At 73.8% G+C, this 12,514-nt stretch carries 10 protein-coding genes and 1 pseudogene; all 11 read right to left on the reverse strand.

Translation table 11 applies throughout. The features are described from left to right. A partial coding sequence (locus ACQKM2_RS23590) for a polysaccharide pyruvyl transferase family protein (protein ID WP_427712814.1) occupies window positions 1–1,299 on the reverse strand: 1,299 nt, incomplete at its 3' end. Continuing rightward, window positions 1,296–2,243, reverse strand: coding sequence for a glycosyltransferase family 2 protein (locus ACQKM2_RS23595; RefSeq protein WP_427712816.1), 948 nt, complete (start codon window positions 2,241–2,243; stop codon window positions 1,296–1,298). The genes ACQKM2_RS23590 and ACQKM2_RS23595, both read right to left, overlap by 4 nt. Further along, window positions 2,240–3,577: a hypothetical protein gene (locus ACQKM2_RS23600; protein ID WP_427712818.1), complete on the reverse strand. Its 1,338-nt coding sequence runs from the start codon at window positions 3,575–3,577 to the stop codon at window positions 2,240–2,242. Before ACQKM2_RS23600 ends, ACQKM2_RS23595 begins: the two co-directional genes overlap by 4 nt. Next, the gene (locus ACQKM2_RS23605; RefSeq protein WP_427712821.1) at window positions 3,574–4,857 is read right to left on the reverse strand and encodes a DUF4910 domain-containing protein; all 1,284 of its coding nucleotides are present in this window, start codon (window positions 4,855–4,857) and stop codon (window positions 3,574–3,576) included. Before ACQKM2_RS23605 ends, ACQKM2_RS23600 begins: the two co-directional genes overlap by 4 nt. After that, window positions 4,845–5,870, reverse strand: coding sequence for an NAD-dependent epimerase/dehydratase family protein (locus ACQKM2_RS23610; RefSeq protein WP_427712824.1), 1,026 nt, complete (start codon window positions 5,868–5,870; stop codon window positions 4,845–4,847). The genes ACQKM2_RS23605 and ACQKM2_RS23610 overlap by 13 nt, the downstream gene beginning before the upstream one ends. Before the next feature lie 3 nt (window positions 5,871–5,873). Beyond that, window positions 5,874–6,521: a PIG-L deacetylase family protein gene (locus tag ACQKM2_RS23615; RefSeq protein ID WP_427712826.1), complete on the reverse strand. Its 648-nt coding sequence runs from the start codon at window positions 6,519–6,521 to the stop codon at window positions 5,874–5,876. Further along, window positions 6,518–7,315 (reverse strand): glucose-1-phosphate cytidylyltransferase, encoded by a 798-nt coding sequence (locus ACQKM2_RS23620; RefSeq protein WP_125594691.1) that lies wholly within the window; start codon window positions 7,313–7,315, stop codon window positions 6,518–6,520. Before ACQKM2_RS23620 ends, ACQKM2_RS23615 begins: the two co-directional genes overlap by 4 nt. After that, window positions 7,312–8,547, reverse strand: a complete 1,236-nt coding sequence (locus ACQKM2_RS23625) for a class I SAM-dependent methyltransferase (RefSeq protein WP_427712830.1) — start codon at window positions 8,545–8,547, stop codon at window positions 7,312–7,314. Before ACQKM2_RS23625 ends, ACQKM2_RS23620 begins: the two co-directional genes overlap by 4 nt. After that, window positions 8,548–9,819: a glycosyltransferase gene (locus tag ACQKM2_RS23630; RefSeq protein WP_427712833.1), complete on the reverse strand. Its 1,272-nt coding sequence runs from the start codon at window positions 9,817–9,819 to the stop codon at window positions 8,548–8,550. A 2-nt stretch (window positions 9,820–9,821) separates the two neighbouring features. After that, entirely contained in the window at window positions 9,822–11,060 is a 1,239-nt protein-coding gene (locus tag ACQKM2_RS23635) for an O-antigen ligase domain-containing protein (RefSeq protein ID WP_427712835.1), read from the reverse strand. 1 nt (window position 11,061) lies between these two features. After that, window positions 11,062–12,450, reverse strand: a pseudogene (locus ACQKM2_RS23640) (right-handed parallel beta-helix repeat-containing protein); the annotation flags it as partial. Window positions 12,451–12,514: the final 64 nt, after the last annotated feature.

Raw genomic sequence — 12,514 nt, forward strand, 5'->3', positions numbered from 1 at the left:
CCCGCGCCCGGCCGGCAATAGGTGTCTTTTACCCGGGGACCCGCGGGGGGGGGGGGGGGGGGGGGGGGGGGGGGCCCGCCCCCGCCCACGGGCGGTGCGGCCGGCCGCCGGGAACAGGGCCGCGGTCAGGGCCGAGAACTGCTCCTCCAGGAGCCGGGCGGCGGCCAGGTTCCGCTCGGCGAGGGTCCGCCGCAGCTCCGCCGACCGCGCCTCCAGCTCCCGGAACTGGCCGAGCAGCCGGTCGGCGTCGACCTCGCGGGCCGGGTGGCGGAACGCGTCCAGCCCCATCCGGGCCATCAGCGCGTCGCTCTTCGCCGCGTAGCTCAGCGCGAGCGTCGGAGTGCCGGCCTTCAGCGCGCAGACCAGGTTGTGGTAGCGGGTCGCCACCACGGCGTCGGCCGCCGCCGCCTCCTTCATCAGGCCGTCCAGCGAGGCCGCCCCGGCGGCGGTGACCAGCGGCGAGTCCACCGCTTCGAGGATCGCCTCGACCACCGGCGCGTCGCACGCGTCACCGGTGAGCAGCCGGACCGGCCTGCCTTCGGCGGCCAGCGCGCGGACGAACCGGGTCGTCCCGTCCAGGTAGCGCCGGTGGATCTCCTCGGCCCGCGCCCGGTCGTCGTTGCCGCCGTGGAAGTCCATGACGCCCACGCAGACCACCCCCGGCGCGTCCGAGGGCTTGCCCGCCGGCGCGGGCAGGGCGAACGCCAGGTCCGGGTAGACCTCGTCGCGCGAGGTGTCCACGCCCATCTCCCGCATCGCGTCGCGGGACAGGCCGTCCCGGTACGACCGGTACGCGGCCAGCCGCGCCGACCAGCGCACCAGCGCCCGGGTCGGCCGGTCGGCGATCGGGGCGGCGCCCACGCCGACCAGCGCGACCGGGGTGCCCAGCAGCCGCCCGCTCGCGCAGAGCAGCAGCAGCGAGTACGGGAAGCCCCACGGCCGCAGCGGCAGCGTGGCCTCCAGGACGCCCATGCCCGGCACGATCACCACGTCGTGCCGGCGCACCCAGGCCGCGGTGCGGAAGACGTCGACGAGCTTGCCCAGGCCCTTGCCGGCGACCGCCCCCGCCCGGGACGCCGTCCGGTACTCCCCGCGGTACCAGTGCAGCCGCGTCGCGGGGATCCCGTACCGGGCCGAGACGACCTCGGGCCCGCCGCACAGGGCGTCCACGGCCGCCTCCGGGTGCGCCCCGCGCAGGTACCCGAGCACGGCCTCCAGCGACCCGTCGTTGCCGAGGTTCCCCGAGCCGAGCAGCCCGAACACCCCGACCCGCACCGGGGATCCGTCCGCGCCGCTCACGCCCCCCTCCCCTCGCGCCCGGCGACGAGCTCGTCGACGGAGACCGCGAGCCGGGCCGGGACCACCGGGGCCCGGTCCTCGACCCGCTCACCGGCGCCCGGCCGGGCCCGGCTGGCCATCCACACCGCCAGGTGGCGGTAGCAGGCGCGCCGGTCGGCCGCCGACAGCGGCGCCCGCCCGATGGCCCCGAGGAACCCGAGGACGTACTCGGCGAGCAGCCGGGGCGTCGGGTGCAGCGCGCCCGCCCGGCGCGGGTCCAGGTTGACGCACCGCGAGCGCTTGCCCGGGTTCGCCCGCTCGGCGCGCGTGGGGTGGTCGCGGCGGAAGTACAACAGCTCCGGCACCTGGTGGAAGGGCCCGTTCAGGACGATCTCGGCGACGAACGTGCGGTCCGCGTGGTGGTAGCTGTCGTGCGGCTTCACCCGGCGCAGCACGTCGGCCCGCATCACCCCGTAGAAGTCGTCGCCGCCGGGCGCGAACAGGAAGCTGCGGAAGCGCTCCGGCGCGCTCGGCGAATCGGTGGCGATCCCGTACTCGTACGGCACCTTCACCCGGCCGTCGCCGTCGATGACGGCCTGGCCGCTGTGCGCGAGGATCACGTCCGGCCGCTCGTCCAGCGCCTCCACGCAGCGCTTCAGCAGGTCCCGGGCGTACAGGTCGTCGTGCGAGGCCCACTTGAACAGCTCGCCGCGGCACTCGGTGAACACGTGGTTGTGGTTGGGCGCGGCGCCGATGTTGCGGGGCAGCCGCAGGTAGCGGATGCGCGAGTCCCGCGCGGCGTACTTGAGACAGATGTCCCGGGTCCCGTCGGTGGAGGCGTTGTCGGAGATGACCAGCTCGAAGTCCTCGTAGGTCTGGCCGAGGAGGGCGTCGAGCGACTCGGCGAGGTACTCCTCGCCGTTGTAGACGGGCAGGCCGATGCTCAGCCTGGGACGGTCGTTCATGAGGTCCTCACTTCGCGGATCGAATGCGTGCGCTCGCGCAGGGCGGACCGCAGGTGCAGCCACCACACGGCCGAGCCGCAGGCGGTCGCGGCGGCGACCCCCCAGGCCGAGCCGACCGTGCCGGCCAGGGCGGCACCGCCGAGCCCGCCCGCGGCGTAACAGGCGGAGGCGAACAACTGGCTGCGCAGACTGCGCCGGGCCGCGCCGAGCGCGCGCAGCCCGGCCGCCGCGCCGGTGCCCAGGCCGGCGCCCGCGACGCCGAGCGTGGCCGGCACGATCAGCTGCGAGGCCCCCTCCCAGACGTCGCCGAGGACGAGCCCGCCGAGCCCGTCCGGCACCAGCAGCAGGGCCGCGCCCCAGAGCAGCGCGGCGACGGCCTGCACGCCGCCGAGCAGGAGACAGAACACGCCGAGGCGGTGCGGGGCCCGCCGCAGCACCCGGGCCGCCTCGGCGACCGTGACCAGCGACAGCCCCATCAGCACGGCGAGGAACGGCCCGAGCAGCAGCTCGGCGCCCCGGACCACGCCCACCGCGCTGACCCCGACGATCGCGCCGAGCCCGTACGCCCGCAGCTGGCTCGCGCCGCTGACGCAGGTGTTCTCGACCAGGTACCGGTAGCCCAGGTCGCGGTGGTCGCGGACCCACTCGCGGGCACCGGCCAGGCGGGGCCGGATCCCCGACTGGAAGCAGCCGTACGCCGCGGCCACCGCGGCGGAGACGCCCCAGGCGAGCACGAACGCGGCCACGCTGCCCACCCGGGCCGCGACCACCATGGCCGGGACGAGCGCGACGCCCCAGACCACGTCGTTGACGAAGGCCTTGCGCCCGGCCCCGGCGGCGAAGAACGCGTACCGCCAGGCGTCCTGGAGCAGCAGCCCCGGCAGCACGAGGCCCAGGCAGGCGAACGCGGTCCCGACGAGCCCGCCCAGCACCGCACCGGCCACCAGGCAGACGGCGCCGATGGCGGCGCCGACACCGAGCGCGGTACCCGACGACCGGGCCACCGCCCCGCGCCAGGACGCCTCCGGCACCCCGCTGAAGCGCACCACGAGCGGGTCGGTGGCCAGCCCGCGGGAGACGCTGAGCACCACCCCGTACGTCACCCAGGCCAGGCTGAACACGCCGAACGCGGCCAGCCCCAGCGAGCGCGCCACGTAGATGCCCACCGCGAAGTTGGACACGCTGGAGGCCGCCTGGTCGGCGAGCCCCCAGGACAGCCGGCCGAGGACGGCCCGCCTGGCGGTCCGCGGGGAGGTGTCCGCGTCCGGGGCCGCCGGGGCCGCCTGCGCCGCCGGTGCCGTCGTCTCTTCCCCCTCGGTGGGCATCGGCGTCATGCCTTGATCAGTCCGGCGGCGTGCAGCGCGTCGGCCGCCGCGGCCACCGTGTCGAACGCCAGCCCCGACCGCTCGGCCACGTCCAGCAGGCCGTGCTCCCCGTCGGACAGGCTGAGCACCCACAGCATGGCCATCTGGGCCTCCTTCGCGTCGCTGCGGCCGCCGAGCGAGTCGTACAGCCCCCGCCGGCCCAGCTGGGGTTCCCCGTACGGGCTGAGGTTCTGGTACCGCCGGTTGCGGTCCAGTACGGCGAACGCCTCCCGGCAGAGGGCGAGCGTGTCCTCCATCGCCTCCGGGGTGACGAAGTCCGGGTTGTCCGCCGAGGTGTGGTACTCGGGGTACCCGGCGTACGGGGTGCGGCTGAGCGAGCCCACGCCGAGGTCGAACCCCGGCGAGCAGAACTGCCGCTCGTCGTAGCCGTACGGGGTGAACTCCTTGACGCCGTGCGGGCGTCCGGAGGCGGTCAGCACATGGCTCAGCACCCGGTCGATCTCCGCGTCGCCGCGCCGGCTCCGCTTGTAGGTCAGCTGCCCCCGGTCGCCGGCGCAGGCCAGCACCAGCCCGTGCTTGACCTGGTCGATCCGCTCCGCGTTGCGGGCCAGCCAGGTGATCGCCCCGATGGTGCCGGGCGCGAACAGGAACCGGTAGGTGTAGTACGGCTTCCGCTCCGCCAGCGCCCGGGCCAGGAAGACCGCCACCGCGATGCCGGCCAGGTTGTCGTTGGCCAGCGACGGGTGGCAGACGTGGCAGGAGACGATCACCTCGTCCGAGACCTGGCCGGGGACCACGTGCTCGGCGTAGGTGAGGTGGCCGTCCGCGAGCGTGGAGTCGATCCGCACCTCGTACTCCCCGTCCGGCAGCGCGTCCAGGGTCTCCTGGGCCAGGCAGAACCCCCACTCCGGCTTGTAGTAGCTGGTGCGGTACGGCACCCAGGACGGGTGGTCGGGCAGGGTGTACAGGTGCGGGCGCAGCTCGGACAGCGGCATGACCGCCGAGACCGGCACGCTGTAGCCGAGCACGTGCAGGCTGGACGCGGCGAAGTCGACGACCCGCTTCCCGGACGCGTCGGCGACGTACGCGTCCCGGATGTTCCACTCCTGCGGCACCGTCCAGTCCAGGACCTGCGTCCCGGTCGGCACCTCGTGCACCTCCAGCGGGACGTACTCGCCGACGACGTCCAGGGTCGCGCGCACGCCGTCGCCGGTGATGCTCCGGCACAGCGGGTACAGCCGCTCCACCAGGGCGTGCATCTCGCGGCCGGGCGCGGTCACCGGCGCCACCGCAGGGTGTCGTCGACCGTGCCCGCCTCGGACGCCGCGCGCAGCACCGCGAGCCGGGTGAAGCGCTGCTCGAAGGACTCCCGGGTCAGCCCGTGCTCGCGGTAGGCGTCGGCGAGTTCGAGCGCGCCCTGCTTCACCGTCCACGCGCATTCGAAGCCGGGCACCGCGGCGCGGAACCGGGAGAAGTCCACCCGGTACGAGCGCGGATCGGCGCCGGTCTCCCCGGTGATCACCACCTTGGATCCGGCGACGGCGTCGGCGACCTGCCCGGCGATCTCGGCGACGGTGACGTTGTTGGCCTCGCTGCCGATGTTGAACGCCTCGTCGTGCACCGCCTCGCGCGGCGCCTCCAGCGCGGCCGTGAAGGCCCGCGCGATGTCGGCGGCGTGCACCAGCGGCCGCCACGGGGTGCCGTCGGACATCACCAGCACCTCGCCGGACAGCAGGGCGTGGCCCACCAGGTTGTTCACCACGATGTCGGCGCGGAGCCTGGGGGAGTAGCCGAAGGCGGTGGCGTTGCGCATGTACACCGGGCTGAAGTCGCCGTCGGCGAGCTCGTGCAGGTCGTCCTCCACCCGCACCTTGGACTCCGCGTACGGGGTCACCGGGCGCAGCGGGGCGTCCTCGGCCACCAGGGCGTCGCCGCCGGCGGCGCCGTAGACCGAGCACGTGGAGGCGTACAGGAAGCGCCGCACGCCGGCGTCGCGGGCCAGCCGGGCCAGGTGCACGGACGCGTGGTGGTTGATGTCGTACGTGAGCTGCGGGGCCAGCGACCCCAGCGGGTCGTTGGAGAGCGCGGCAAGGTGGATCACCGCGTCCACCCCGGCCACGTCCTCGGCGGTGACGTCGCGCAGGTCCACCCGCCGCCCCGGCGGGTCCGCGGGCCGCGGGCCCAGCAGGCAGTCGGCGAACAGGCCGGAGTCCAGGCCGACGACCTCGTGGCCGGCGGCCGCGAGGACCGGGGCCATCACGGTGCCCAGGTAGCCCTGGTGTCCGGTCAGCAGTACGCGCAAGGTTCAATCCCCCAGGTTCAGAGTGAGTTTGGTGACGGCGAACGCCTCGGCGTAGCGCGCGTGGCATTCGATGCCGCGGATCCGGGCCAGCCCGAGGAAGGCCTCCCGGTCGTACCAGGGGCGGTGCCGCTGCGAGGGGTAGTGCTCCTGCAGCAGCCGCACCTTCCGCTCCGCCGTCTCCGGCGACAGCGGCTGGTACGCCGACGGACGGCCGAGGTCGCCGTCCCACTTGACGATCTCGTAGCCGAGCACGAGGTGGTCGCGGAACGCGGTGGGCACCAGCCGCGCCAGACCCCGGTGGTCCTGGTGCGCGTCGTCGGTGCGCGGGGCGAGGATCAGATCGGGGTCGGTCCGCCCGCGCAGCTCCTCGACCGCGGCCTTGGCCTCGTCCCAGTGCGTCGGCATCCGGCCGTCGGGCAGCTTGAGCACCGTCAGCCGCAGGTCGGCGCCCGGACAGAACGCGGCGAGCGCGGCCCGCTCCTCCTGCTCCCGGTCGCCGCCGCCGCCCGAGAGCACCAGCGCGTCCACGCGGACGCCCGGCCGGGCCTCGCACAGCGTCAGCAGGGTGCCGCCGGCGCCGATGGCGATGTCGTCGCAGTGCGCGCCGACCGCGACGATCCGGTCCACGCGCCCGGCACTGAGCTTGATCACGCGGTACCCGCCCCCGCGCCGTCGCGCTCCCACACGGCCCACGGACGGTCGCCGCGGGCGTACGCCTCGTCGAGCGCGGCCCGCTCCTTCACCGTGTCGGTCGGCTTCCAGAAGCCCCGGTGCTGGTGCGCCACCAGCCGGCCCCGCTTGGCCAGCGCGGCGCAGCCGTCGGCGACCAGGTCCCCGTTCTCCGGGATGTGGTCGAAGACCTCCTGGCGGAGCACGAAGTAGCCGCCGTTCTCCCACAGCGGCAGTTCGCTCACCGGGGTGATGCCCCCCACCAGGCCGTCCTCGCCCAGGTCCACGCAGTGGAACGAGGACTGGGGCGGCACCACCGTCATGGAGGCGCCGGCGTCGCGCCGGGAGAACCGGTCGATCATCTCCGGCAGCGGGGCGTCGGTGAGCACGTCGGCGTAGTTGGCGAGGAACATCTCGTCGCCGTCCAGGTGGTGGCGCACCCGGCGCAGCCGCTCCCCGATCGGCGACTCGACGCCGGTCTGCGCGAAGGTGATCGTCCAGTCGGATATGTCGGTGGACAGCAGCTCGGTCCGCCCGCCCCGCAGGACGAAGTCGTTGGACGTCGTCTCCTCGTAGTTGAGGAAGAAGTCCTTGATGTGGTGGGCCCCGTACCCCAGGCACAGGATGAACTCCTTGTGCCCGTAGTGCGCGTAGTAGCGCATGACGTGCCAGATCAGCGGCCGCGGACCGACCATCGCCATCGGCTTGGGCACGTCGTCCGCGGCTCCGCTGCGCATCCGCATCCCGTAACCGCCGCAGAACAGTACGACCTTCACGACTTCACCTCGACAATGCTCAGTTCCGGGATGGGGAAGACCAGACGGCCGCCCCACTCGTGCACGAAGGACAGCTGCTCGACCAGTTCCGCCCGCAGGTTCCACGGGAGGACCAGCACGTAGTCCGGCCGGTCGGCGGCGATCTGCTCGGGCGCCAGGATCGGGATGCGGGTGCCCGGGGTGAACCTTCCGTGCTTGTACGGGTTGCGGTCGACCGTGTACGCGAGCAGGTCGGGCCGGACGCCGCAGTGGTTGAGCAGGGTGTTGCCCTTGCCGGGGGCGCCGTAGCCGACCACCGTCTCGCCGCGCTCGGCCGCCTCGATGAGGAACCGCAGCAGGTCCCGGCGCACCTTCGCCACCCGGGCGGAGAACTCGGCGTACCCGGACAGCTCCTGGAGCCCGGCCGCCTTCTCCCGGTCCAGTACCTCGGCCACCCTCCGGGTCGGCTCGCCGGCCGCCTCGGCCGGCCGCGCCCACAGCCGGATCGAGCCGCCGTGCGTGGGCAGCAACTCCACGTCCACCAGCGAGAGTCCACCGCTCGCCAGTGCCCGCGCCGCCGACGCCACCGTGTAGTACTGGAAGTGCTCGTGGTAGATCGTGTCGTACTGGTTCTCCTCGATCAGCGTCAGCAGGTGCTGCACCTCGATCGAGACCCAGCCGTCGTCGGCGACCAGGGAGCGCAGCCCCTGGGTGAACCCGACCACGTCCGGGATGTGCGCGTACACGTTGTTGGCTACGACCAGGTCCGCGGGCCCGTGCTCGGCGCGGACGGCGGCCCCCGTGGCCGGGTCCAGGAACTCCGTGAGCGTGGGCACACCCGCCTCGCGGGCCGCGGCGCCGACGTTCACCGACGGCTCGATGCCCAGGCAGCGGATCCCCCGGTCCACCACGTGCCTCAGCAGGTACCCGTCGTTGCTCGCGACCTCGACCACGAAGGAGTCCGGGCCGAGCCCCACCCGCTGCGCGGCGTCCGCGACGAACGTCCGCGCGTGCTCCACCCAGGAGGTCGAGAAGGAGGAGAAGTACGCGTACTCCTTGAACGTCTCCTCCGGCGTGATCAGCGGAGGGATCTGCGCCAGCCAGCAGTCCGTGCAGACCCGCAGGTGCAGCGGGTACGCGGGCTCCGGCAGGTCCAGCTGGTCCGCGGCGAGGAAGCTCTCGCACGGCGGGGTCGCCCCCAGGTCGACGACGCTCGCCAGCGCCGCCGAACCGCACAGTCGGCATCGTGTCATCTACTGCCCCCATCCCGCCCGCGGCGGATTGCCCCGCCCCGAGCCAGTCCCTTGTTCCCCAACCGTCGGCGGGACCTCCCCGCCGCCGGCCCGGGCCGCGACCGCGGCCCGGTACTCCTCCAGCAGGCGCTCCAGCCCGACCTGCGGGCTGAAGCCCTGCTCGTAACGGCGCCGGCCCGCCCGCCCCATCTCCTGGTTCCGGGCCGGATCCGCCGTGATCCGTCGTATGCACGACGCGAGCGAGGCGGAGTCGCCCGGCCGGTGGAGCAGGCCGGTCACCCCGTCCTCGACGAGTTCCACGAAGGCGCCGTGGCCGGCGGCGACGGTCGGGACCCCGGCCGCCATCGCCTCCACGACCACCAGGCCGAAGGCCTCCAGCCAGGTCGAGGGGGCCACCACGGCCACCGACCGGGCGACGGCCCGCCGGCACTGCTCCGGGTCGTACAGACCGGCGTAGCGCACGTCGTCCCGGCCCGCCGCCCAGGCGGTCACCTCCGCCTCCAGCGGCCCCGTGCCGGCGATCACGAGCGGAACGCCCACACCGCCGGCCGCGGCCAGCTCGTCCCAGGCCGCCATGAGCAGCCGGACGCCCTTGGCCTCGGCCAGCCGGCCCAGGTAGAGCAGCTGCTCGCCGGCACCCTCCCGGCGGACGCCGGGCTCGGGCACGAAGTTGTGCTTCACCGCCAGCCGCCCGGCCGGCATGCCCGCCCGCACCAGCACCTCGCGCTGCGCGGCGGAGATGCACAGGAACCGCTCCACCCCCGACCACCACCGGCGCCGGTTGACCGACAGGCTCACCGCCAGCGGCACCGTCGCCGCCCGGGAGCCCCGGTAGCAGCCGTGCCGCACGGCGGGCAGCGGCGTCGCACCGACGCACTCGGTGCACGGCCGCCCGTCCCGCTGGAGCGTGCCGGGCGGGCACACCTGGGTGTAGTTGTGCAGCGTGGCCACGGCCGGCACCCCGGCGTCGGCGCAGGCGGCCAGCACCGCCGGCGACAGGAGCGGGAAGACGTTGTGGACGTGCACCACGTCCGGCCGCCCGGCGCGGAGCCGCGCGGCGAGCTCCTTGCGGACCCCCGGGTTCCACGGCACCAGCAGCGGCAGCGCGGCCTTGGCCGGCAGCGGCATGGCGCCGATGTCGTCGCTGCGCCGCTCGAACAGCTCGACCCGGTGGCCGGCCGCCCGCAGCAGCTCCACCTCCTGGTCGACGACCTTGTTCTCCCCGCTCGGCTGCGCCGAGGCGTAGCGGTTGTGCACCACGAGGACGTGCATGTTCAGGTCACCTCCCGGTTCGGGATCCATCGGGGGACGGGGACGCGCCGTGCGGGGCCGCCGGCCGCCGGGAGCGGCCCGGCCCCGGCCGGCGCCGCCAGCAGCGAGGCGGCCACGGCCAGGTGCAGCAGGTAGGGCGAGGCGTCGCCCAGCCCGGCCTCCGTGTACGAGGCGATGGCGCAGTAGCTGATCAGGAAGATCGCGCAGGCCCGCTCCAGCGACGGCGGCCGCAGCAGCGCGACGCCGCCCAGGACGACGAAGACCGCCGCCACGATCGCGGTGCCGGTCAGCCCCTGCTCGTTGTAGACGGCCAGCCAGCTGTTGTCGATCGGCAGCCCGCCGAACGACTTGTCGCCCAGGCCCATCCCGAACAGCTCCTCCGAAGCCGACCGGGGGGCCGCCAGCAGGGCGTCCCACACCTTGGCCCGGCCGGTGAGGTTGGAGAAGTTCTCCTGGCTCTGCCCGCGCAGGAACCACGCCTGCAGCGCGGAGGCGAACCCCACCGCGGCCACCGTCGCGATCAGCACCGCCCAGGCGAAGAACCGGCGGGCGGCGGAGCTGGTCAGCATCAGCGAGCCGATCGCCAGCGCCAGCCCGGCGAACAGGCCGAGCGTCGCCGTCCGGGTGTGGGTCAGCGCGAGCAGGACCAGCGACGGCACGATGACCAGCGCCGCGCCGGACCGGTCGGTCCTGCGGCCCAGGAGGAGCAGCACGGTGAGCCCGATGATCACAGCGGCGTACTGCCCGATCTGCGGCGGCGTCAGCGGCCACAGCGCGCCGACCAGCCGCCCGCCGTAGAGGTCGGGCATGGCGGCTCCCGGCGAGACGAGCAGCCCCGCGGCCACCGACCCGAGCACAAGGAGGTACAGCCTGATGTGGTGCCGGACGAACGTCAGGCCGCCGTCCCACCAGCGGGTGAGCAGCCACAGCGTGCCGATGAAGAGGGCCAGCCGGGCGCAGCGGAACAGCGCGCCGAACCCGGACTCCAGGTGTGCGCTGGAGATCAGGCTCGGCACCAGCAGCAGGGTGAGCAGGAACACGTAGGCGCTGGGCCGGACGCGCAGCCGCAGGTTGACGGAGAGCGCCAGCACGAACGCGGCCACCAGCGCGCCCATGGTGGCCATCTGGATGAGCGACCGGGGGAGCGGGATGATGGTCTTCGCCCCGGCCGAGCCGAGGGTGTTGAGGATCAGCAGCCCCCAGGCGATGCCGACGATCCGCTTCTCGCCCGTCTCGGCCATCTCAACCACCGGCCCGCGGGCCGAAGATGCTGCCCTGGTCCTGCTGGTACGGGGCGCCCTGCCACTGCCCGGAGTCGAGCACCCGGCTCGGGTCGTGGGCGACGAACTTCCACGGTCCGACGTAGACGTTGTCGTGCCAGCGGTTCTGCTGCTTGAGGGAGATCTGCTCGGCCACCCCTTCGCCCTGGTAGGGCGACCAGTCCGGATAGGTGCCGTAGTTGGCCAGCACCGCCATGCGGTCGCACTTCTCGGTGCAGTCGACGACGGACGGGTCCAGCACGAAGCGGTTGTCGTGGATGTCCACCCGCTGGGTCTTCCACCGGCAGTCGGAGTACAGCGGCGCGCCGGCGATCCCCGGCGCGGCGCAGCGGTCGGCGCGGTCCACCAGCAGGGTGCAGACACCGGAGGAGGTGTTGGCCGGGCTGTTGCAGAACCGGTCGGCGTTCTCCCAGAGGGTGATCCCGTTCCAGTTGTTCTCCAGCACGTTCCGGTAGACCTCGATCCGGTCCGTCCGGGCGCGGACCCGCGGCTCGCCGCCGGACTCGGACAGGTAGACGCTCGCGAACGGGAAGTCGTCGCCCCGCTCGGCGGACCTGCGGCCCTCGACCCAGTTGTTCTTCCGGATCACGTTGTTCCGGATGACCGCGTTGTAGCTGATCTCATAGATCAGCGCCGCGCCGTCGTTGGCCTCCAGCACGTTGTCCTCGATGCGGAAGTCGTTGTTGTTGGTGTCCGCCCACAACCCCGTCCCGCGGTTGTCGTGCACCCAGTTGCCGCGCACGTCGGCGCCGTTGACCGCCCAGAACTTGACGCCGCCGGTACAGCCGCAGCCCGGCTTGCGCCGCTCCCAGTCGTCCTTGTTGTTGCCCGTGATCTCGTTGCCCTCGACCACCAGGCCGCCGATCGGACCCCCGCCCTTGTACGCGTTCATCCCGTACTGGCCGTTGTTCCTCAGGCAGCTCGACCGGACCTGCTGGCGGGCGCCCGCCATCAGCCCCGCCCCGGAGTTGTCCTGGATCACCGCGTGCTCGATCACCCACCCGTCGGCCGACTCGTGGTTGACCACGCCCTCGTCCGGCGGCGCGACGAAGTTCTGCACGATCAGGTGGCGGATGGAGACGTCGGGGGCCGCGCCGCCGAACGCGTACTGGTTGGTCTTCCCGCCGTCCAGCACCGCGCCCGGCGCCCCGAGGTAGCTGTTCCCCTCCTTCGGCACGACCTGGGCGAAGCGGTCCTGATCCAGTCGGTGCGTGCCCGGCAGGAGCCAGAACGTGGTCTTCGGGGGGCTGTTCTTGGTCTTCGCGGCGAGATCGCCGGCCACCGCCGGGTCGACCGTCACCGCGCCCGCCGGCGCCTGCGCCGGCCCGGCCGCCGGGCTCGCGCACCCTCTACGACCCCGAAGGACGCCGCCCCGGCACCTCGTACACCCGCAACGGCGGCTTCCTCTACGACGC

Source organism: Streptomyces sp. NPDC004126, assembly GCF_050275515.1.
In the GTDB taxonomy this organism is placed as follows: Bacteria; Actinomycetota; Actinomycetes; order Streptomycetales; family Streptomycetaceae; genus Streptomyces.